Origin of the sequence: Bacillus sp. FSL R9-9492 (genome assembly GCF_038007365.1) — a bacterium.
GTDB lineage: Bacteria > Bacillota > Bacilli > Bacillales > Bacillaceae_G > Bacillus_A > Bacillus_A mycoides.
Map to the genome: position 1 here is coordinate 4,920,484 of NZ_JBBOXC010000001.1, position 20,899 is coordinate 4,941,382.

General features: G+C 41.3%; 16 protein-coding genes, 22 tRNA genes and 3 rRNA genes. 6 read left to right on the forward strand and 35 right to left on the reverse strand.

All coding sequences use genetic code 11. The features are described 5' to 3' along the window. Positions 1-380: 380 nt before the first annotated feature. The 27 genes from MKY70_RS25300 to MKY70_RS25430 form a co-directional block, all read right to left on the reverse strand. Positions 381-1,361 carry an anti-sigma factor gene (locus tag MKY70_RS25300; protein ID WP_341025989.1) on the reverse strand — a complete coding sequence of 327 codons (981 nt, stop codon included), beginning with the start codon at positions 1,359-1,361 and terminating at the stop codon, positions 381-383. Beyond that, entirely contained in the window at positions 1,348-1,842 is a 495-nt protein-coding gene (locus MKY70_RS25305; protein ID WP_341025991.1) for an RNA polymerase sigma factor, read from the reverse strand. Before MKY70_RS25305 ends, MKY70_RS25300 begins: the two co-directional genes overlap by 14 nt. Before the next feature lie 135 nt (positions 1,843-1,977). After that, positions 1,978-2,049 (reverse strand) — tRNA-Glu (locus MKY70_RS25310). A gap of 6 nt (positions 2,050-2,055) precedes the next feature. Then, a tRNA-Ser gene (locus MKY70_RS25315) sits at positions 2,056-2,146 on the reverse strand. A gap of 6 nt (positions 2,147-2,152) precedes the next feature. Next, positions 2,153-2,227 (reverse strand) — tRNA-Asn (locus tag MKY70_RS25320). A 7-nt stretch (positions 2,228-2,234) separates the two neighbouring features. Beyond that, positions 2,235-2,311: transfer RNA gene (locus MKY70_RS25325), tRNA-Ile, on the reverse strand. Positions 2,312-2,317: 6 nt separating this feature from the next. Further along, a tRNA-Gly gene (locus tag MKY70_RS25330) sits at positions 2,318-2,388 on the reverse strand. 13 nt (positions 2,389-2,401) lie between these two features. Beyond that, positions 2,402-2,477: transfer RNA gene (locus MKY70_RS25335), tRNA-Lys, on the reverse strand. Between the two features lie 10 nt (positions 2,478-2,487). Further along, positions 2,488-2,563, reverse strand: a tRNA-Thr gene (locus MKY70_RS25340). A gap of 14 nt (positions 2,564-2,577) precedes the next feature. Beyond that, positions 2,578-2,653, reverse strand: a tRNA-Phe gene (locus MKY70_RS25345). 14 nt (positions 2,654-2,667) lie between these two features. Further along, positions 2,668-2,743, reverse strand: a tRNA-Asp gene (locus tag MKY70_RS25350). A gap of 3 nt (positions 2,744-2,746) precedes the next feature. Continuing rightward, positions 2,747-2,823, reverse strand: a tRNA-Met gene (locus MKY70_RS25355). 27 nt (positions 2,824-2,850) lie between these two features. Further along, positions 2,851-2,943: transfer RNA gene (locus MKY70_RS25360), tRNA-Ser, on the reverse strand. A gap of 17 nt (positions 2,944-2,960) precedes the next feature. Beyond that, positions 2,961-3,037 (reverse strand) — tRNA-Ile (locus MKY70_RS25365). Between the two features lie 4 nt (positions 3,038-3,041). Then, positions 3,042-3,118 (reverse strand) — tRNA-Met (locus MKY70_RS25370). A gap of 20 nt (positions 3,119-3,138) precedes the next feature. Beyond that, positions 3,139-3,211 (reverse strand) — tRNA-Ala (locus tag MKY70_RS25375). A 14-nt stretch (positions 3,212-3,225) separates the two neighbouring features. Further along, positions 3,226-3,299 (reverse strand) — tRNA-Pro (locus MKY70_RS25380). Positions 3,300-3,310: 11 nt separating this feature from the next. After that, positions 3,311-3,384 (reverse strand) — tRNA-Arg (locus MKY70_RS25385). Between the two features lie 3 nt (positions 3,385-3,387). Continuing rightward, a tRNA-Leu gene (locus MKY70_RS25390) sits at positions 3,388-3,476 on the reverse strand. Between the two features lie 16 nt (positions 3,477-3,492). Then, positions 3,493-3,567: transfer RNA gene (locus MKY70_RS25395), tRNA-Gly, on the reverse strand. Positions 3,568-3,596: 29 nt separating this feature from the next. Then, positions 3,597-3,677, reverse strand: a tRNA-Leu gene (locus MKY70_RS25400). A 24-nt stretch (positions 3,678-3,701) separates the two neighbouring features. Then, positions 3,702-3,777, reverse strand: a tRNA-His gene (locus MKY70_RS25405). 10 nt (positions 3,778-3,787) lie between these two features. Then, a tRNA-Thr gene (locus MKY70_RS25410) sits at positions 3,788-3,863 on the reverse strand. A 4-nt stretch (positions 3,864-3,867) separates the two neighbouring features. Then, positions 3,868-3,943, reverse strand: a tRNA-Val gene (locus MKY70_RS25415). Between the two features lie 5 nt (positions 3,944-3,948). Further along, positions 3,949-4,064 (reverse strand): 5S ribosomal RNA (gene rrf / locus MKY70_RS25420). Positions 4,065-4,165: 101 nt separating this feature from the next. Continuing rightward, positions 4,166-7,087: ribosomal RNA gene (locus tag MKY70_RS25425) — 23S ribosomal RNA — on the reverse strand. A 146-nt stretch (positions 7,088-7,233) separates the two neighbouring features. Next, positions 7,234-8,785: ribosomal RNA gene (locus tag MKY70_RS25430) — 16S ribosomal RNA — on the reverse strand. Together the 16S, 23S and 5S rRNA genes with 22 tRNA genes alongside form the textbook arrangement of a ribosomal RNA operon. 552 nt (positions 8,786-9,337) lie before the next feature. Here MKY70_RS25430 and MKY70_RS25435 point away from each other — a divergent pair. Together MKY70_RS25435 and MKY70_RS25440 are read left to right on the forward strand one after the other, a co-directional pair. After that, positions 9,338-10,021, forward strand: coding sequence for an MgtC/SapB family protein (locus tag MKY70_RS25435; protein WP_002143579.1), 684 nt, complete (start codon positions 9,338-9,340; stop codon positions 10,019-10,021). A gap of 95 nt (positions 10,022-10,116) precedes the next feature. Further along, positions 10,117-11,112: a potassium channel family protein gene (locus MKY70_RS25440; RefSeq protein ID WP_002191049.1), complete on the forward strand. Its 996-nt coding sequence runs from the start codon at positions 10,117-10,119 to the stop codon at positions 11,110-11,112. Here the strand turns inward: MKY70_RS25440 and MKY70_RS25445 are convergent. Together MKY70_RS25445 and MKY70_RS25450 are read right to left on the reverse strand one after the other, a co-directional pair. After that, positions 11,099-11,512: a YugN-like family protein gene (locus tag MKY70_RS25445; RefSeq protein WP_002131278.1), complete on the reverse strand. Its 414-nt coding sequence runs from the start codon at positions 11,510-11,512 to the stop codon at positions 11,099-11,101. The two genes, MKY70_RS25440 and MKY70_RS25445, sit on opposite strands and share 14 nt — an antisense overlap. Before the next feature lie 108 nt (positions 11,513-11,620). Next, positions 11,621-12,973 carry a glucose-6-phosphate isomerase gene (locus tag MKY70_RS25450; protein WP_002015845.1) on the reverse strand — a complete coding sequence of 451 codons (1,353 nt, stop codon included), beginning with the start codon at positions 12,971-12,973 and terminating at the stop codon, positions 11,621-11,623. 282 nt (positions 12,974-13,255) lie between these two features. Between MKY70_RS25450 and MKY70_RS25455 the strand changes: the two genes are divergently transcribed. Then, positions 13,256-13,489, forward strand: coding sequence for a DUF378 domain-containing protein (locus MKY70_RS25455; protein WP_002034535.1), 234 nt, complete (start codon positions 13,256-13,258; stop codon positions 13,487-13,489). 112 nt (positions 13,490-13,601) lie between these two features. On the opposite strand, the gene yugI is transcribed toward MKY70_RS25455, so the two are convergent. The 3 genes from yugI to MKY70_RS25470 all read right to left on the reverse strand — a co-directional run bounded on the left by yugI (position 13,602) and on the right by MKY70_RS25470 (position 15,883). Next, on the reverse strand, positions 13,602-13,946 hold the full coding sequence (yugI, locus tag MKY70_RS25460; RefSeq protein WP_002015848.1) for a S1 domain-containing post-transcriptional regulator GSP13: 345 nt from the start codon (positions 13,944-13,946) through the stop codon (positions 13,602-13,604). A 252-nt stretch (positions 13,947-14,198) separates the two neighbouring features. Then, a complete protein-coding gene (locus MKY70_RS25465; protein ID WP_002129685.1) occupies positions 14,199-15,389 on the reverse strand; it encodes an aminotransferase in 1,191 nt (396 codons plus the stop codon). Then, positions 15,386-15,883 (reverse strand): Lrp/AsnC family transcriptional regulator, encoded by a 498-nt coding sequence (locus MKY70_RS25470; RefSeq protein WP_002067952.1) that lies wholly within the window; start codon positions 15,881-15,883, stop codon positions 15,386-15,388. The genes MKY70_RS25465 and MKY70_RS25470 overlap by 4 nt, the downstream gene beginning before the upstream one ends. 277 nt (positions 15,884-16,160) lie before the next feature. On the opposite strand from MKY70_RS25470, the gene MKY70_RS25475 reads away from it, so the two are divergent. Further along, entirely contained in the window at positions 16,161-17,141 is a 981-nt protein-coding gene (locus MKY70_RS25475; RefSeq protein WP_341025993.1) for a 2-hydroxyacid dehydrogenase, read from the forward strand. Between the two features lie 263 nt (positions 17,142-17,404). Next, complete coding sequence (locus MKY70_RS25480; RefSeq protein WP_002034539.1) at positions 17,405-18,244, forward strand: alpha/beta fold hydrolase; 840 nt, start codon at positions 17,405-17,407, stop codon at positions 18,242-18,244. A gap of 178 nt (positions 18,245-18,422) precedes the next feature. Here the strand turns inward: MKY70_RS25480 and MKY70_RS25485 are convergent, their stop codons facing one another. Next, entirely contained in the window at positions 18,423-18,674 is a 252-nt protein-coding gene (locus MKY70_RS25485; RefSeq protein WP_002015854.1) for a YugE family protein, read from the reverse strand. Between the two features lie 117 nt (positions 18,675-18,791). Between MKY70_RS25485 and MKY70_RS25490 the strand changes: the two genes are divergently transcribed. Further along, on the forward strand, positions 18,792-19,943 hold the full coding sequence (locus MKY70_RS25490; RefSeq protein ID WP_341025994.1) for a MalY/PatB family protein: 1,152 nt from the start codon (positions 18,792-18,794) through the stop codon (positions 19,941-19,943). 118 nt (positions 19,944-20,061) lie between these two features. Here MKY70_RS25490 and MKY70_RS25495 read toward each other — a convergent pair whose 3' ends face one another. Then, entirely contained in the window at positions 20,062-20,601 is a 540-nt protein-coding gene (locus tag MKY70_RS25495; protein WP_341025995.1) for a superoxide dismutase family protein, read from the reverse strand. A 68-nt stretch (positions 20,602-20,669) separates the two neighbouring features. Beyond that, a complete protein-coding gene (locus tag MKY70_RS25500) occupies positions 20,670-20,846 on the reverse strand; it encodes a hypothetical protein (protein WP_000982763.1) in 177 nt (58 codons plus the stop codon). Between the last annotated feature and the right edge of the window lie 53 nt (positions 20,847-20,899).

Here is a 20,899-nt window from a genome sequence, read left to right on the forward strand (position 1 = left end):
GTTTAACTTCTTTACATACATATTGTAGCACGGATTATTGTGAATTCCTTCACAAATTATGACCTATTTGTGAACTTTTTCACATAGAGTGTAAAGTTATTAGAGTGCGGGTGAAATCCATCTCAATGGAGGCGTTTTCTTTAGATTGTGAAAGGTTTTTTCTTAGAAGTATCCCGATAAATGAAATTATATAGGCGATTTTCTGAATATATCGACCGTAACTCCAAATATATCAGCGATTATTTAAATATATCGACCGTAACTCAAATTATATCAGCGATTTTTGCAATATATCGACTTACCGACAAAACTCGACAACGATAACACCATAAAAAAGCTGCCTCCAATAGATCCCCTATTGAAAGACAGCTTCTTCTATATTATCTATTTTCCGCAGTAGCCCCTAATACAGCAGCTTTTACGTAATTTTGATTTTTTAATTTTTGTAAATCCGCACCCGTTCCTGTCACAACAACACCAATAACTTTTACATCTTCCTCACTTGGTTTTGTTTTCTTCCCTTTCAGGTAGTCATATATACGTTTATATTCCTCATAATACTTTCCCTTTTGATCTAAACCGTTTTGAATTGCTAAAAGAAAATCTTTTTCCTTTCCATTACCAAATTCAATATCACCTGACTTTGCTTTAAAACCGTACACCTCATAAGCACTTTCAGTGACGTCATCTAAATGATATGATTTTTTATCATAATATGTGTCCACCCAATACCAAACAGGATGCACTCCTTCTGGCAACATCTTTTTTATTTCAGACACTTTATATGGTTTATCAAAAGATATAGCCATTTCAGCTACCTTATTTTCACCATTAACTTTCTCTATATCATTTATATAACTATTATATGAAGCAAATGACAGATAAAACTGCATTTCTCTTTCCATCGTTTGATTGTTATACAATTCACTTGCCCTATTAATACGCTCATTACCCATTACAACATTATCTGATATTGTTAACGGGTTTACATTCGATAATCGACGAAATGTATTCCAAACTTTATACTCGTACACTTCATCCTCCCACTTAACAGGTTTCCCTTCAATAACTTTATACGTTTTATACTCTACTGTGCTTTTAAATAAACCGTTAGAAGTAATTGCTACACCTCTTTCCGTATTAGGCCTTGTAATTTGTCTAATCATATTTAAATCACGATCCATCGCTAAGTAAGCTCTATTGTTCAATTGTGAAATTCCTATTATAAAACCAATGAATAAAACAATAAAAAGTAAAGTAGAAATTAATATTATTTTGAATAATTGTCTTCTCTTCGCCTTTTTCAACATCATTGAGACTTTACTCGATTCTATATCAAAATCAAATTCATCTCTGCCCATCTTCAAACCTCCTATAAAGCTTTTTAAACTCATTGCGAGCCCTATACAATGAAACACGCACTGTCTCTTCTTTCATCTCTAATACGGTTGCTATTTCCTTATATGAGAGTTCATAGTCATACTTTAATAAAAGAATGTGTTTATATGCTGGATTCATCTTTCCAAGTATGCTTTGTATTTCTACTTGAAGCTCTTTTCTTAAAATCGGTTCATCTAATCCTTTTGATCCAATTAATTGAACAGATTCAATCGGGATCTCTTCAATACGCTTTTGTCTTCTTGCTAAATCACGGTGCCTATTAATCGCAACTTGAAATAACCATGTTTTTATATAAGTAATTTTCATGTTCGGTATAGATAATAATGCTTTATGTATCGTATCTTGAACGATATCCTCTGCTTCTGCTGGTGTTACTCCAATTTTAAGCAAATATCTATAAATACTTTTTGATGTTTCTATAATGACCTTTTCATACCCCATCGCTCTCTCCTTTCTATTAGTTAGACGGTTCAAATAGAAAAAAGTATACAAAAATCTATAAAAAAAAGCAGACTATCAAAAGTCCACTTTTATACAACAAAAAAGAGATAGCAGATTATGCTATCTCTTTTAGTATGACCCGTACGGGATTCGAACCCGTGTTACCGCCGTGAAAGGGCGGTGTCTTAACCACTTGACCAACGGGCCAAAATCTGGCAGAGAAGAAGGGATTCGAACCCTCGCACCGCGTTCGCGATCTACTCCCTTAGCAGGGGAGCCCCTTGAGCCACTTGGGTACTTCTCTATAATATGGCTCCGCAGGTAGGACTCGAACCTACGACCGATCGGTTAACAGCCGATAGCTCTACCACTGAGCTACTGCGGAATAATTATGGTGGGCCTAAATGGACTCGAACCATCGACCTCACGCTTATCAGGCGTGCGCTCTAACCAGCTGAGCTATAGGCCCATAAAAAGCGGGTGAAGAGAATCGAACTCTCGACCAGAGCTTGGAAGGCTCTTGTTTTACCACTAAACTACACCCGCATTAAATTAAAAATGGTGAGCCATGAAGGATTCGAACCTTCGACCCTCTGATTAAAAGTCAGATGCTCTACCAACTGAGCTAATGGCTCATTTTGAAAGTGGTGCCGGCTAGAGGACTTGAACCCCCAACCTACTGATTACAAGTCAGTTGCTCTACCAATTGAGCTAAGCCGGCTTGCGATTTCAAAATGGTGGCTCGGGACGGAATCGAACCGCCGACACGAGGATTTTCAGTCCTCTGCTCTACCGACTGAGCTACCGAGCCTTTATGTAAAAAAATGGCGGTCCCGACCGGGGTCGAACCGGCGATCTCCTGCGTGACAGGCAGGCATGTTAACCACTACACCACGGGACCATTTGGTTGCGGGGACAGGATTTGAACCTGCGACCTTCGGGTTATGAGCCCGACGAGCTACCGTACTGCTCCACCCCGCGATGATATAATATTTAATTTAGAAAAAATGGAGGAGGTAGAGGGATTCGAACCCCCGCGCGACTCTCGCCGCCTGTCGGTTTTCAAGACCGATCCCTTCAGCCGAACTTGGGTATACCTCCGAGATATGAACCTTGAGTGGTGGACCTTGTAGGACTCGAACCTACGACCGGACGGTTATGAGCCGTCTGCTCTAACCAGCTGAGCTAAAGGTCCTTTATGGTAGCGGCGGAGGGGATCGAACCCCCGACCTCACGGGTATGAACCGTACGCTCTAGCCAGCTGAGCTACACCGCCATAAGTTATATTCAAATAAGTGGAGCCTAGCGGGATCGAACCGCTGACCTCCTGCGTGCAAGGCAGGCGCTCTCCCAGCTGAGCTAAGGCCCCATATTTTGAAAATATCGGGAAGACAGGATTTGAACCTGCGACCCCCTGGTCCCAAACCAGGTGCTCTACCAAGCTGAGCCACTTCCCGTTAATAAAAAACGCGCCCGAGAGGAGTCGAACCCCTAACCTCTTGATCCGTAGTCAAACGCTCTATCCAATTGAGCTACGGGCGCATATGGTGCCGAGGGCGGGGGTCGAACCCGCACGGTGGTCACCCACCGCAGGATTTTAAGTCCTGTGCGTCTGCCTGTTCCGCCACCCCGGCATGTCATACTGAAAATTGGAGCGGAAGACGGGATTCGAACCCGCGACCCCAACCTTGGCAAGGTTGTATTCTACCACTGAACTACTTCCGCAAGACATGTTTGAGTTATTTTATTAAAAGTGCGGGTGAAGGGAGTCGAACCCCCACGCCAAAGGCGCTAGATCCTAAGTCTAGTGCGTCTGCCAATTCCGCCACACCCGCATATTATAATTTAAAAAGAAAAAATGGGGCGACTGATGGGAATTGAACCCACGAATGCCGGAGCCACAATCCGGTGCGTTAACCACTTCGCCACAACCGCCATGATTTTCTGGTGCCGACTAGAGGACTTGAACCCCCAACCTACTGATTACAAGTCAGTTGCTCTACCAATTGAGCTAAGTCGGCTAAATGGTGGAGGATGACGGGATCGAACCGCCGACCCCCTGCTTGTAAGGCAGGTGCTCTCCCAGCTGAGCTAATCCTCCGAATTGCCTGGCAACGTCCTACTCTCACAGGGACAAGGTCCCAACTACCATCGGCGCTAGAGAGCTTAACTTCCGTGTTCGGTATGGGAACGGGTGTGACCTCTCTGCCATCATTACCAGACTGTATTCATTTAAGACAAGAATTATCATAACTTATTCGACATTTAAAGTCAACAAGTTTTTTATATTCTTTCAAAACTAGATAACATTGCTTCATATTATATGGTTAAGTCCTCGATCTATTAGTATTCGTCAGCTCCACATGTCACCATGCTTCCACCTCGAACCTATCAACCTGATCATCTTTCAGGGATCTTACTAGCTTACGCTATGGGAAATCTCATCTTGAGGGGGGCTTCATGCTTAGATGCTTTCAGCACTTATCCCTTCCGCACATAGCTACCCAGCTATGCCCTTGGCAGAACAACTGGTACACCAGCGGTGCGTCCATCCCGGTCCTCTCGTACTAAGGACAGCTCCTCTCAAATTTCCTGCGCCCACGACGGATAGGGACCGAACTGTCTCACGACGTTCTGAACCCAGCTCGCGTACCGCTTTAATGGGCGAACAGCCCAACCCTTGGGACCGACTACAGCCCCAGGATGCGATGAGCCGACATCGAGGTGCCAAACCTCCCCGTCGATGTGGACTCTTGGGGGAGATAAGCCTGTTATCCCCGGGGTAGCTTTTATCCGTTGAGCGATGGCCCTTCCATGCGGAACCACCGGATCACTAAGCCCGACTTTCGTCCCTGCTCGACTTGTAGGTCTCGCAGTCAAGCTCCCTTATGCCTTTGCACTCTACGAATGATTTCCAACCATTCTGAGGGAACCTTTGGGCGCCTCCGTTACACTTTAGGAGGCGACCGCCCCAGTCAAACTGCCCACCTGACACTGTCTCCCGGGTCGATAAGACCCGTAGGTTAGAATTTCAATACAGTCAGGGCGGTATCCCACCAGCGCCTCCACCGAAGCTAGCGCTCCGGTTTCAATGGCTCCCGCCTATCCTGTACAAACTGTACCAAAATTCAATATCAGGCTACAGTAAAGCTCCACGGGGTCTTTCCGTCCTGTCGCGGGTAACCTGCATCTTCACAGGTACTATAATTTCACCGAGTCTCTGGTTGAGACAGTGCCCAAATCGTTACACCTTTCGTGCGGGTCGGAACTTACCCGACAAGGAATTTCGCTACCTTAGGACCGTTATAGTTACGGCCGCCGTTTACTGGGGCTTCAGTTCAGAGCTTCGCTTACGCTAACCCCTCTCCTTAACCTTCCAGCACCGGGCAGGTGTCAGCCCCTATACTTCGCCTTACGGCTTCGCAGAGACCTGTGTTTTTGCTAAACAGTCGCTTGGGCCTATTCACTGCGGCTTTCCGTTAAGAAAGCACCCCTTCTCCCGAAGTTACGGGGTCATTTTGCCGAGTTCCTTAACCAGAGTTCTCTCGCACACCTTAGGATTCTCTCCTCGCCTACCTGTGTCGGTTTGCGGTACAGGCACCTTTTATCTCGCTAGAAGCTTTTCTTGGCAGCGGGGAATCAAAGACTTCGCTCCATAAGGAGCTTCCCCATCACAGCTCAGCCTTCACGATAAGCGGATTTGCCTACTTATCAGCCTAACTGCTTGGACGTGCACAACCAATCGCACGCTTCTTCTATCCTTCTGCGTCCCTCCATTGCTCAAACGATAAAGAGGTGGTACAGGAATATCAACCTGTTGTCCATCGCCTACGCCTGTCGGCCTCGGCTTAGGTCCTGACTAACCCTGAGCGGACGAGCCTTCCTCAGGAAACCTTAGGCATTCGGTGGACGGGATTCTCACCCGTCTTTCGCTACTCATACCGGCATTCTCACTTCTAAGCGCTCCACCAGTCCTTCCGGTCTGACTTCACTGCACTTAGAACGCTCCCCTACCACTGATACCATTGGTATCAATTCGCAGCTTCGGTGGTGTATTTAGCCCCGGTACATTTTCGGCGCAGAGTCACTCGACTAGTGAGCTATTACGCACTCTTTAAATGGTGGCTGCTTCTGAGCCAACATCCTAGTTGTCTAAGCAACTCCACATCCTTTTCCACTTAATACACACTTTGGGACCTTAGCTGGCGATCTGGGCTGTTTCCCTCTTGACTACGGATCTTATCACTCGCAGTCTGACTCCTAAGGATAAGTCATTGGCATTCGGAGTTTGACTGAATTCGGTAATCCGATGAGGACCCCTAGTTCAATCAGTGCTCTACCTCCAAGACTCTTACACTTAAGGCTAGCCCTAAAGCTATTTCGGGGAGAACCAGCTATCTCCAGGTTCGATTGGAATTTCTCCGCTACCCACACCTCATCCCCGCACTTTTCAACGTGCGTGGGTTCGGGCCTCCATTCAGTGTTACCTGAACTTCACCCTGGACATGGGTAGATCACCTGGTTTCGGGTCTACGACCACGTACTAAACGCCCTATTCAGACTCGCTTTCGCTGCGGCTCCGCCTCTTCAGCTTAACCTCGCACGGGATCGTAACTCGCCGGTTCATTCTACAAAAGGCACGCCATCACCCATTAACGGGCTCTGACTATTTGTAGGCACACGGTTTCAGGATCTCTTTCACTCCCCTTCCGGGGTGCTTTTCACCTTTCCCTCACGGTACTGGTTCACTATCGATCACTAGGGAGTATTTAGCCTTGGGAGATGGTCCTCCCAGATTCCGACGGAATTTCACGTGTTCCGCCGTACTCAGGATACATTCAAGAGAGAACGAAGTTTCGACTACGGGGTTATTACCCTCTGTGACGGACCTTTCCAGGTCGCTTCGTCTACCTCGTTCCTTTGTAACTCCGTATAGAATGTCCTACAACCCCAAGAGGCAAGCCTCTTGGTTTGGGCTAGATTCCGTTTCGCTCGCCGCTACTCAGGAAATCGCATTTGCTTTCTCTTCCTCCAGGTACTTAGATGTTTCAGTTCCCTGGGTCTGTCTTCCATACCCTATGTATTCAGGTAAGGATACCATACCATTACGTATAGTGGGTTTCCCCATTCGGAAATCTTCGGATCAAAGCTTACTTACAGCTCCCCGAAGCATATCGGCGTTAGTCCCGTCCTTCATCGACTCCTAGTGTCAAGGCATCCACCGTGCGCCCTTTCTAACTTAACCAAACTAAAATTAAAAAAATATGAGCTACACTGTTATCTAGTTTTCAAAGAACATACATTTAAACTTGAGAGATAGTTCTCTCAAAACTGAACGAAACAAAACAAGTCAACGTTTATTGATGAACTGCGTTCATCAATTCTCCATAGAAAGGAGGTGATCCAGCCGCACCTTCCGATACGGCTACCTTGTTACGACTTCACCCCAATCATCTGTCCCACCTTAGGCGGCTGGCTCCATAAAGGTTACCCCACCGACTTCGGGTGTTACAAACTCTCGTGGTGTGACGGGCGGTGTGTACAAGGCCCGGGAACGTATTCACCGCGGCATGCTGATCCGCGATTACTAGCGATTCCAGCTTCATGTAGGCGAGTTGCAGCCTACAATCCGAACTGAGAACGGTTTTATGAGATTAGCTCCACCTCGCGGTCTTGCAGCTCTTTGTACCGTCCATTGTAGCACGTGTGTAGCCCAGGTCATAAGGGGCATGATGATTTGACGTCATCCCCACCTTCCTCCGGTTTGTCACCGGCAGTCACCTTAGAGTGCCCAACTTAATGATGGCAACTAAGATCAAGGGTTGCGCTCGTTGCGGGACTTAACCCAACATCTCACGACACGAGCTGACGACAACCATGCACCACCTGTCACTCTGCTCCCGAAGGAGAAGCTCTATCTCTAGAGTTTTCAGAGGATGTCAAGACCTGGTAAGGTTCTTCGCGTTGCTTCGAATTAAACCACATGCTCCACCGCTTGTGCGGGCCCCCGTCAATTCCTTTGAGTTTCAGCCTTGCGGCCGTACTCCCCAGGCGGAGTGCTTAATGCGTTAACTTCAGCACTAAAGGGCGGAAACCCTCTAACACTTAGCACTCATCGTTTACGGCGTGGACTACCAGGGTATCTAATCCTGTTTGCTCCCCACGCTTTCGCGCCTCAGTGTCAGTTACAGACCAGAAAGTCGCCTTCGCCACTGGTGTTCCTCCATATCTCTACGCATTTCACCGCTACACATGGAATTCCACTTTCCTCTTCTGCACTCAAGTCTCCCAGTTTCCAATGACCCTCCACGGTTGAGCCGTGGGCTTTCACATCAGACTTAAGAAACCACCTGCGCGCGCTTTACGCCCAATAATTCCGGATAACGCTTGCCACCTACGTATTACCGCGGCTGCTGGCACGTAGTTAGCCGTGGCTTTCTGGTTAGGTACCGTCAAGGTGCCAGCTTATTCAACTAGCACTTGTTCTTCCCTAACAACAGAGTTTTACGACCCGAAAGCCTTCATCACTCACGCGGCGTTGCTCCGTCAGACTTTCGTCCATTGCGGAAGATTCCCTACTGCTGCCTCCCGTAGGAGTCTGGGCCGTGTCTCAGTCCCAGTGTGGCCGATCACCCTCTCAGGTCGGCTACGCATCGTCGCCTTGGTGAGCCGTTACCTCACCAACTAGCTAATGCGACGCGGGTCCATCCATAAGTGACAGCCGAAGCCGCCTTTCAATTTCGAACTATGCAGTTCAAAATATTATCCGGTATTAGCCCCGGTTTCCCGGAGTTATCCCAGTCTTATGGGTAGGTTACCCACGTGTTACTCACCCGTCCGCCGCTAACTTCATAAGAGCAAGCTCTTAATCCATTCGCTCGACTTGCATGTATTAGGCACGCCGCCAGCGTTCATCCTGAGCCAGGATCAAACTCTCCAATAAAGTTAGTTTGTCTAGCATCTAAAAATAAAAATTGACGTTCACGTTGTTTGTTTCGTTCAGTTTTCAAAGAACTTATCTGCCGCTTCAGAAGCGACTTCATCATATTAACATCTTCATTTTTCGATGTCAACTATGTTTTTCAATTTCTTTTTTGTCGTTTTCTGCGTTTCTGCATCAGCGACGTTTATTAATATATCATGTGAAAAAATGAAATGCAACACCTTTTGAAAACTTTTTTGAAACCAACTACATTTCTTTTTTAATATCATATACTTAAACGAAACATCTCTTTCATTTCTAAGTAATTCCTACATATATTCTATAGAAAGTCACTCTGTCAAAAAACGTTTCTTTCTATATAAAGTGAAACTTTAATCAGTGTGGGGTGTTCATCCCCCACTGATTATTAGCCTTCACCAATCGGGCATTTACGGGCAGTCGTCTCCCACCTAACTTTCTCGCATTCGGCGAATTTTGAGGCGGGGCTGACTGCCCGCAAATAGTGGGATAAACGTTTTATTCATATACCATATCATACAAGGAGGAATATACATGGACTACACCGACTTATTAATAAAACTAGGTCTCTCGGCTATTTTAGGATTCGCTATCGGTTTAGAGCGCGAATTAAAACGTAAACCACTCGGCTTAAAAACGTGTTTAGTTATTTCTATTATTAGTTGCCTCCTAACTATTGTTTCTATTAAAGCAGCTTACAACTTACCACATACCGATCATATGAATATGGATCCACTTCGACTTGCCGCTCAAATTGTATCAGGAATTGGTTTTTTAGGTGCCGGTGTAATTTTACGCAGAGGAAACGATAGTATTGCGGGGTTAACGACCGCCGCTATGATTTGGGGTGCTTCTGGCATCGGCATTGCCGTTGGAGCTGGTTTCTATATCGAGGCTATTTTCGGAATGTGTTTCCTTATGATTAGTGTAGAACTTATACCATTAGCGATGAAATACGTCGGTCCTAGATCATTTCGCCAACGTGATATCGCAGTGAGACTCGTTGTACGAAATATGGACAATATCCCGACCGTAATTGAAGAAATAAAAGAAATGGATATAAAAGTTAAGAACATGAAGCTCAAAACATTGGAAAATGGTTCGCACTATTTACATTTAAAATTGTCTATCGATCAAAAAAGACATACTGCTGATGTTTATTATGCTCTTCAGCATCTTGAAAGTGTTCAACAAACTGAAGTTGAAAGTATGTATTAATTATGAAATGAACTCTCTTTTTAATTAGAGAGTTTTTCTTTTTTCTATAATGGTAACAATGAATGTAGTCCTGAAAAGTAAGGAGGAATAGGAACTTGAAATCCCGTCCGAATTTAGTAGATACATTTCGTGATTCCATTATTTTTCGTTTAATTTGTTTTATTATTGTACTTACTGCCTTCTCCGGCTTTCTTATACATATATTAGAGCCATCTCACTTCACCACATGGTTCGACGGGGTTTGGTGGTCAATCGTTACCATTTTCACCGTTGGATACGGCGATTTCGCCCCCCATACAACGATAGGAAAACTTATTGGTATATGTATTATTTTATTAGGAACGGGATTTTGTTCTTATTATATGGTTCTATTCGCTACCGACATGATTAATAAACAATATATGAGAATTAAAGGTGAAGCAGCTGCTACCTCTAATGGTCATATGATTATCGTTGGCTGGAATGAGCGTGCAAAACATGTTGTAAAACAAATGCACATATTACAACCGAACCTTGATATCGTTTTAATTGATGAAACACTTTCTTTACTTCCAAAGCCATTTCATCATTTAGAATTTATAAAAGGTTGTCCGCATCACGATCAAACTTTATTAAAAGCTAACATTACAACAGCTCACACTATATTAATAACAGCGGATAAAGAGAAGAACGAAAGCTTAGCAGATACACAGTCCATTTTAAATATTTTAACTGCAAAAGGACTTAATCCAAACATTCACTGCATCGCTGAACTTCTTACTTCTGAACAAATCCAAAATGCAACGAGAGCTGGCGTATCAGAAATTATAGAAGGAAATAAATTAACGAGCTATGTATTTACCGCTTCTCTTTTATTCCCTTCCATTTCAGGTGTACTATTCTCACTTTACGATGAAATCTCTGATAACAAATTACAACTGATGGAGATTCCCCCGTCCTGCACCGGACAGTCCTTTGCAAATTGTAGCTATACTCTTTTAAAGCAAAACATTCTCTTACTAGGTGTAAAGCGCGACGAACAATATATGATCAATCCAGTTCATTCTTTCATTCTCATCGAAAGCGACATACTCATCGTTATTCACCATTAAAAAAATGATTTTCTAGTTCTTGTACCAATACTTTACCAATATTGACATACTTTCTTTTCACATCTCCATCTGGATCTTGCGGCTCCGCAAATTGATCCAATCCACTCGTTCCAGCTGTTAAAGCATTAACATTATCATCTAGTTCGTCTTGATATACGTGCGAAAGAATATACGGTGTTTCAAGACGGACTATTACACCAGGCACATCTAGTTCCCCATCCACCGCTGTAAATGGTACGCGTAAAAATTGATACCCTTCTTCTTCGTCGATTTTATAATCAAAGCATCCTTTATCATAATCCCAATTGCCGCCAATACTATATCCAAGTGGTTTCATAACCTCTTCTAACTTATATAACGCATATGTACATCCTTCTAATTTTGATTGAATCGGAATCAAGCCCATCCCTCCTAGACTTTTCCTTTAGCATACCCATTCTAGTTTGAATATACCGATGTACCTTTCAATAAAATAATAAAAAGCGACCGGAGACCCGATCGCTTTTTATTATTTTAAACGCTCTTCTAATTCTGCTTTTAATTCTTCAAATCCTGGTTTACCAAGTAAAGCAAACATGTTTTTCTTGTATGCTTCTACTCCTGGTTGGTCAAATGGATTTACGCCTAATAGGTAGCCGCTCATCGCACATGCTTTTTCGAAGAAGTATACAAGGTAACCGAATGTGTACTCATTTAATTCAGGGATGTTTACGATTAAGTTTGGTACTCCGCCATCGCTATGTGCAAGTAATGTACCTTCGTATGCTTTTGTGTTTACGAAGTCTATCGTTTCACCAGCAAGGTAGTTTAATCCATCTAAATCGTTGTCGTCTAATTCGATTTTTAGTTCGTGTGTAGATTTACCTACTTTAAGAACTGTTTCGAATAGGTCACGACGACCTTCTTGAATGTATTGACCTAATGAGTGTAAGTCAGTTGAGAAGTTTGCTGAAGATGGGAAAATACCTTTTTGATCTTTTCCTTCACTTTCACCAAATAACTGTTTCCACCACTCAGAGAAGTAGTGAAGTGCTGGCTCATAGTTAACAAGCATTTCAATTGTTTTCCCTTTATTATATAGAGCATTACGAACTACTGCGTATTGGTAAGCTGGGTTTTCTTCAAGTTCTGATTTCGCGAAATCATTATGACCAGCAGCTGCACCTTTCATCATCTCTTCAATGTTTAGGCCACTTACAGCGATTGGCAATAAACCTACTGGTGTTAATACAGAGAAACGACCGCCAACATCATCTGGAATAACGAACGTTTCGTAGCCTTCATTATCAGATAATGTTTTTAAAGCACCGCGCGCTTTATCTGTAGTCGCATAAATACGTTTGCGTGCTTCTTCTTTTCCATACTTTTCTTCTAATAATTTACGGAAAATACGGAATGCGATTGCAGGCTCTGTTGTTGTACCTGATTTGGAAATAACGTTAATAGAAAAGTCTTTACCTTCTAGTACGTCCATTAAATCTTTCATGTAAGTGGAGCTAATGTTTTGTCCAACAAATAGCACTTGTGGAGTTTTACGTTGTTCTTTAGAAAGCGTGTTATAGAAAGAATGGTTTAACATTTCAATTGCTGCGCGTGCTCCTAGGTAAGAACCACCAATACCTACAACAAGTAAAATGTCAGAGTCATTTTTAATTTTTTCTGCGCATTTTTGAATGCGAGCGAATTCTTCTTTGTCATATTGAAGCGGAAGCTCTACCCACCCAAGGAAATCGTTCCCAGCTCCAGTTTTTTCGTGGATTGCATGATGTGTTACTTTTACTGCATCACGTAAATAAGTTAGTTCATTTTCACCGATGAAGGATAACGCTTTAGAATAGTCGAACGTTACATGTGTACTCATCTTTTTCCCTCCAATTATGTATATGTATTTCTGTATTCACTTTAGCGAAACTAAAGTTGTAAATCAAGCGATTCAACAATTGTAAACGTAACCATTATTTATTTTTTAGAAAAAGTTCATTTTTTGCATAAAAATTCGAATTTTTCGGTATAGATGTATATACATCGTTTTTCGTACATTTTTCATGTATAAAAACAACAAAACTATACCATTCTATAAAGGAGTTAAATTTTCTTATTAACTCCTTGCTTGCTCACGCTTCACATTAAGGGGGGGCTTTTCATGAGTACCTTGCAACGTATCGCATTAGTCTTCACTGTAATCGGCGCTGTTAACTGGGGACTGATCGGGTTCTTCCAGTTTGACTTAGTAGCGGCTATTTTCGGGGGACAGAACTCAGCTCTTGCACGTATTATTTACGGCATCGTTGGTATTTCTGGGCTTATCAATCTCGGCTTACTATTTAAACCATCCGAGAATCTTGGTACTCACCCAGAAACACATGAAATTCAATAGTCAGTATGTCTTTTTCGCCTCCGACATACGAATATGATTGCATGCAATCATATTTGCAAATATATATATCATAAGTCACAGTAAAAGAGGAACGCTCATATGCGTTCCTCTTTTACTTTATTACCTCCGACTCTTCAATCCATTCTGCTAGCTTTTCTCGCAGTGTATTAAATCCGTTCTCTGATGGATTCGGTATAAGAATTCGTCCTTGCTTTCTTTTCGCCGCTTTTAACGATAAACTCATTTTTCTGTGTTCTTCATCAATTGAAAGTACTTTTACTTCTACTGTATCTCCGACCTTTAAAAAGTCATGAATGTCTTTTACATACCCATTTGTGATTTCAGATATATGCACAAGTCCTTGTGTTTCTGCATCCAAAGCTACAAATGCACCGTAATCTTGAATTCCAGTTACTTTCCCTGTTACAACCACTCCCGTTGTATATTGTTCTGACATGTGAAACACTCCCATACGTTTACCATTTTCTCTACAATTGTAAATAGCAAAGCAGATGTATTTATTTTTAAATATCCGATTAGTGGTAAGTATCCTAAGTAAAACACCGAGGTTACTCCCACCTTATATTAGTAAATTATACCACTTTGATAGAACTCATTCAAAATTCACGAAAAAATTTCCTGTAATACGTATAATTCTCCAATATTAGGATAGAATACTAACACATGGCTTTCTAGTATTCCCCCCCTTTTATGGACAAAACGTATTGTGTTTTGTCCTTTTTTTATTCTCTATGAACCGTTCCATTCTCTTCATTGCTTCCATAAGTTGCTCAAGCGATGTTGCATACGAACAACGAATAAATCCTTCACCACTCCCGCCAAACACATTTCCAGGAACAACAGCCACTTTTTCTTCTAATAATAATTGTTCTGCAAATTCTGCTGAAGATAGTCCGGTTGAAGCTATAGAAGGGAAGACATAAAATGCCCCGCCTGGCACATGACATGTTAAGCCCATTTCATTGAAAGATGTCGTCATAAAGTTACGACGTTTTTTATAGCTATCTCTCATTCGAATTACTTCATCATTTCCCCCGCGTAATGCTTCAAGTGCTGCAAATTGAGACATCGTCGGTGCACACATCATTGAATACTGGTGGATTTTGAGCATTAATTCTGAAAATTGAACAGGGGCTGCAATCATCCCAAGACGCCATCCCGTCATGGCAAACCCTTTTGAAAACCCTGAAATTAAAATCGTATGGTCACGCATATTTTTAATACTCGCGAAACTCGTATATGCTTCGTCGTATACGAGCTCTGCATAAATTTCATCCGATAACACGATTAAATTATACTTCTCAACAATAACAGCTAGCTTTTCTAATTCGGATTTATTTAACATTGCGCCTGTTGGGTTATTGGGAGAACAAAGTAATATTGCCTTTGTTTTCGTTGTAATAGCTGCTTCAATTTGATCTGGCTGTACTTTAAATTCATCTTCTAATGAAGTCGCCACTGGAACTGGGACCCCGCCCGCTAACGTAACAAGCGGTGCATACGAAACGAAACTTGGTTCAATAATAAGTATTTCATCATCAGGGTTTACAATAGCACGCATCGCTACATCTAGCGCTTGACTCGCTCCAACTGTAACAATGATTTCATCATTCGGATCATAAGATACTGCAAATTGTTTTTTTAGATACTTTGCTATTTCTTGACGGAGCTCCAATAATCCTGCATTTGCTGTATATGACGTATATCCTTGTTCTAAAGAACGAATACATGCTTGCCTTACATTCCAAGGTGTAACAAAGTCCGGCTCTCCCACTCCAAGTGAAATAACACCTTTCATACTTGCCGCTAAATCAAAAAACTTTCGTATACCGGACGGTTGTAAAGATTCTGCTACTCTAGATAGGTCAAATTGCTTCACGGTGTCACCACAATTCTCTTATCATCATCTGTCTTTTCATAAATAATCCCCTCATGTTTATACTTCTTCAAAATAAAATGAGTTGTCGTTGAAACGACAGATTCAATTGTTGCTAATTTCTCAGAAACAAACATCGCTACTTCTCCCATCGTCTTTCCTTCTAATGTAATAGAAAGGTCATATGTCCCAGACATTAAATAAACGGATTTCACTTCTGAATAGCGATAAATTTGTTCAGCTACTGCATCAAAACCGACACCACGCTTCGGTGTAACTTTCACATCAATCATCGCCGTTAAACCAGTATGTTCTTTCACTTTTGTCCAATCGATATGTGTTACATAGTCCACGATAATCTTTTCACTTTCTAATTTCGTAACCATTTTTTTCACTTCTTCTACTTCTATATTTAACAACTTCGCTAATGTATCTACAGATAAACGACTATTCTTTTCAAGACAAGCTAATAATTCCAATTCTTTCTCTGTCACCATATAAATCATCCTTCCTTTTAGTTTCTGTCTAAATTATACAAATACTCTTTCCAATTTGAAAAGAAGATTTTTTTAGTGAATTATGTCAAAATAAAGTGAAACTTTAATCAGTGGAAAGACTCACCCCGCTGATTATTATTTGAACCAATCGAGCTTTTACGGACCGTTGCTTTCCCACCTAACCTCTTTGCTTAAGCTGCTTTTTGAGGCGGGAGGCTTACTGTCCGTTAAATCGGGGTAAAGTGAAACTTTAATCAGTGAAAAAACGCAGGATAAAGTGAAAGGGGATGGAACCGTGAAACCAAAAGTATATATTGCCGAACCAGTTCCAACATTTGTAGAAAACTATTTATCAGAACACTGTGATTTTGAAAAATGGGATCAAAACGAGAAAGTACCTCGTGATGTTCTATTAGAAAAAATAAAAGATAAAGATGGGTTATTAAATTTCGGATCTACTATAAATGCAGAGTTATTGCAGGTTGCTCCTAATTTAAAAGTAGTAAGTAACATTTCTGTTGGCCATGATAACTTTGATTTAAAAGCGATGGAGAAACAAAATGTTATCGGAACGAATACTCCATATGTGTTAGATGATACAGTAGCCGATCTTGTTTTCGCTCTTATGTTATCTGCTGGTCGCCGTGTTTGCGAACTCAATTCCTATGTGAAAAATGGTGAATGGAACGCTGAAATTGGAAAAGAACACTTCGGACTAGATGTACATCATAGTACGATTGGTATTATCGGAATGGGACGAATTGGAGAAGCTGTCGCAAAACGAGCGAAATTCGGCTTTGATATGAATGTCCTTTACTATAACCGTCGCCGTAAAGAAGAAGCTGAGCAAAAATTTGATGCTACATATTGTGATTTACAAACTTTAATCAAACAATCTGATTTTATTATTCTTCTTACTCCATTAACAGATGAAACGTATCATCTTATCGGTGAAAAGGAATTTTCACTAATGAAAGAAACAGCAATTTTCATTAATGCTTCTCGCGGGAAAACAGTAGATGAAACTGCATTAATTCATGCGTTAACAGAAAAGAAAATATTCGCAGCCGGCATCGACACATTTACACAAGAGCCGATTCAAAAAGAGAATCCGCTCTTATCATTACAAAATGTTGTAACTTTACCGCACATCGGATCTGCAACATTAAAAACTCGGCAGCAGATGGCAATGACAGCTGCGGAAAATTTAGTAGCAGGATTACAAGGAAAAACACCACCTAATATTGTGCGTGGGTAATTATAAAGTGAAACTTTAATCAGTGGGGGGTTTGTCCATCCCCCACTGATTATTAGCCTTCACCAATCGGGCTTTTACGGGCAGTTATCTCCCACCTAACTTCCTCGCATTCGCCGAATTTTGAGGTGGGAGTCTACTGCCCGGTAAATAGCGGGATAAATAAGCGAAAGGCAAGATGACGATGTCATCTTGCCTTTTTTTGTTAACATATTTTGTTTCTTGCCGGGAGATGATATGAACAAAAATCAATGGAGTGACAAAAAATGAACCATGAATGCAAATGCCCTTACTTCACTTTTTCCACTCGCGGGACTACTATTCATTACGAATTGTATGAACATAATACTAAAAAAGAACGACCTACTTTCGTACTCGTTCACGGCTTCCTCTCTTCCTCATTTAGCTATCGACGACTCATTCCTTTACTAACAAAGGAAGGTACAGTAATTGCCCTTGATTTACCACCATTCGGAAAAAGTGATAAATCTCATCTCTTTAAATATTCTTATCACAATTTAGCAGCTATTATTATCGATTTAATCGAACATTTATCTCTCTCGAATATTGTATTAGTTGGCCATTCTATGGGCGGACAAATTTCACTCTTTGTAAACCGACTACGCCCTGAATTAATTTCAAAGACGATTTTACTATGTAGCTCTAGTTATTTAGCACGCGCAAACTTACCTTTACTGTACTCCTCTTATTTACCGTTCTTCCACTTATACGTGAAGAACTGGATTATTCGAAGGGGCATCGTCCATAACTTAATGAATGTCGTTCATGACCATTCATTAATTGACAATGAAATGATGGAAGGCTATGCTGCTCCTTTTTATGATGATCGTATATTCCCTGCTTTAACTCGAATGATAAGAGACCGTGAAGGTGACTTATCTTCAACTGAATTACAAAAAATCGAAACCCCAGTATTACTCATTTGGGGTGAAAAAGATCGCGTCGTCCCTGTACATGTAGGACACCGTCTCCATAAGGACCTACCTAATTCAACTTTCATTTCTTACGAAAATACAGGGCACTTACTACCTGAAGAAAAGCCCGATCATGTTTATGAAGAAATTATTACGTTTGCGACGCAATAAAGTGAAGCTTTAATCCGTGGGGGGTCTTTACGGGCAGTTTGATTTCTCGCCTAACCTCTTTGCTTCAACCGAATTTTGAGGCGGGAGCCTTACTGCCCGTTAAAACGGGATAAGGTGAAGCTTTAATCAATCAGCACAAATGAAAATAAACAAAAAGGCTGTCGTAAATTCCGACAGCCTATAACGAACAACTTCCGCCTTCTTTTAGTACGAGTAACTCTACTGCTAATTTTTCGCATTTTTCAAGTGCAGGTACTTCTTCAAAAGACATAAAGTATATATGTTGAATCTTCTTTGCGATGTATTTCGGATCATCAAACACACTTACGACGTTTACAACATCGCTCGCTTCTGTTTCATAAAACTCCGGTCCCATTTGAAACGGATCCCAATTTTTCACAACCTCAATCATTTTGTCATATGCACCCATCTGCTTCCCGCCTTTTCACTTTTTAATGCTTTTCTTTATCGTATCACATCAGCTATTCTATAAGAAGAGTGAGAATTTTCATAACTTAACAGTTTGACAGAAGAAAGGAGCAAACATATGCAACTATTTCATAAAACGGTAAATCGTCGCGGAACGCATAGTACAAAATGGGATACATATAAAAATGAAGAGCTCATCCACGCTTGGATTGCCGATATGGATTTTGAAGTACCAAAACCAATTCAAACTGCATTACAAAAACGCACAGAACATCCTATTTTCGGCTATACACTTCCTCCTGAAAATATTGGGGATATCATTTGTAATTGGACGAAAAGCCAATACAATTGGGAAATACAAAAAGAATGGATTGTATTTAGCGCAGGTATCGTTCCAGCTCTTAGTACGAGCATACAAGCTATAACGAAAGAAGGAGAAGCCGTACTAGTACAACCTCCTATTTATCCACCATTTTTTGAAATGGTCAAAACAAATAATAGACAATTATGTGAGAGTCCCTTATTTAAACAAAATGGCATATATAAGATAGACTTCGAGCATCTAGAAACTCAATTTAAACAAGGTGTAAAACTAATGCTTCTTTGCAGCCCTCACAATCCTATCGGGCGCGTTTGGACGAAAGAGGAGCTAACAAAACTCGGTACGTTATGTACGCAATATAATGTAACCGTTGTCGCGGATGAAATTCACGCCGATATTATTTATAGAGGCCATACTCATACACCGTTTGCTTCTTTATCTGAAGAATTAGCAGCACGCACTATTACTTGTATGGCTCCGAGCAAAACATTTAATATCGCTGGATTACAAGCATCGATCATTATTATTCCGAATGAAAATCTCCGTAATGCCTTTATGTCTATCCAATATAGACAAGGATTCCACGGATTAAATACATTTGCTTATACAGCAATGCAAAGTGCCTATACAGAATGTAATGATTGGCTAAATGAAATTCGATTGTATGTTGAAGATAACGCTCAATTTGCTTGTGAGTATATTCAAAATCACATACCAGCTCTTTCTGTAATTAAACCAGAAGGTAGTTTTTTACTGTGGATTGATTGTTCCCACTTGGATCTTTCTCAAGATGAACGAACAGCATTGCTTGAAGAGAAAGGTAAAATCATCATTGAGCCTGGTGAGAAATACGGAACAGGTGGAGAAGCCTATATCCGAATTAACATTGGCTGTCCTAGATCTGTTTTAGAAGAAATTTTAAACAGACTACACCATACATTCTCATAACAAAAAAAGGAGGCTATCCCAAAATGATTTTGGGATAACCTCCTTTTTTCGGTAAATCGATATAATTCCACTTACTATCAGGCGGTTTCACAACAAAAGCTACCATTCACGGTAGCTTCTATTTTTTCTTCATATCCGACACTTTTTTTACGATAACACCGCAAGCAATTCGGCCACCAGATTTACCAGTTGGTTGCGTCATACCATCATCAGCGTTTTCTGTAATAATAATAGACGCTCCATCTTTTCTATGAATCGTCGTTTTTCCTTCTTCAAGCGTTATATGCGGAGCATCGATTTCTGCTTTAATCTTTCCCGAACCGTCTGCAACTACGTTCGGTAAATCACCATTTTCCGCACCTTTCGGGTTGAGGAGCCCATGTTCTTTATTATCCGGATTAAAATGATTCCCAGATGATTCAAAACGTGGCGCTTTACATTCTCCGATTTCATGTACATGTATCCCGTGTGGTCCTGGTGTAAAGCCTTCCGCTTTAATGGTAATTTTCACTCCACTTGTTTGCTGAACTACTTTTGCAGTCCCAACTTCATCACCTGAAGCATTATGTAATTTCACATCAATTTCTTTCGGCTTCCCTTGGTCACAACCCGCCATTAGAAATAATAAACAACAACTGAAAAAAAGCTGTCTTTTCATTCAATTCCCTCCAAAATACTTTCTGCCCTTAGATTGTCCGAGCATAGAAGGAAACATACAAAAATGAACTACTGTTTCTTTTCAGCTAAAAGCTTTTCTTCTACTTTCTGTAATCGCTCTGCTTCTCGTTTTGATACACGAATAAACATACGCCACGTAGCAACCGCACCGATGATAAATAGAACGCAAACAATACCCGGAATAATATACTCCGTTTTATCTTCAGGAAAATATAAAGGCATCATATGGTAAACACTCCTCGTTAGGGGATTTATGAAAATATCTAACATCAGAATTT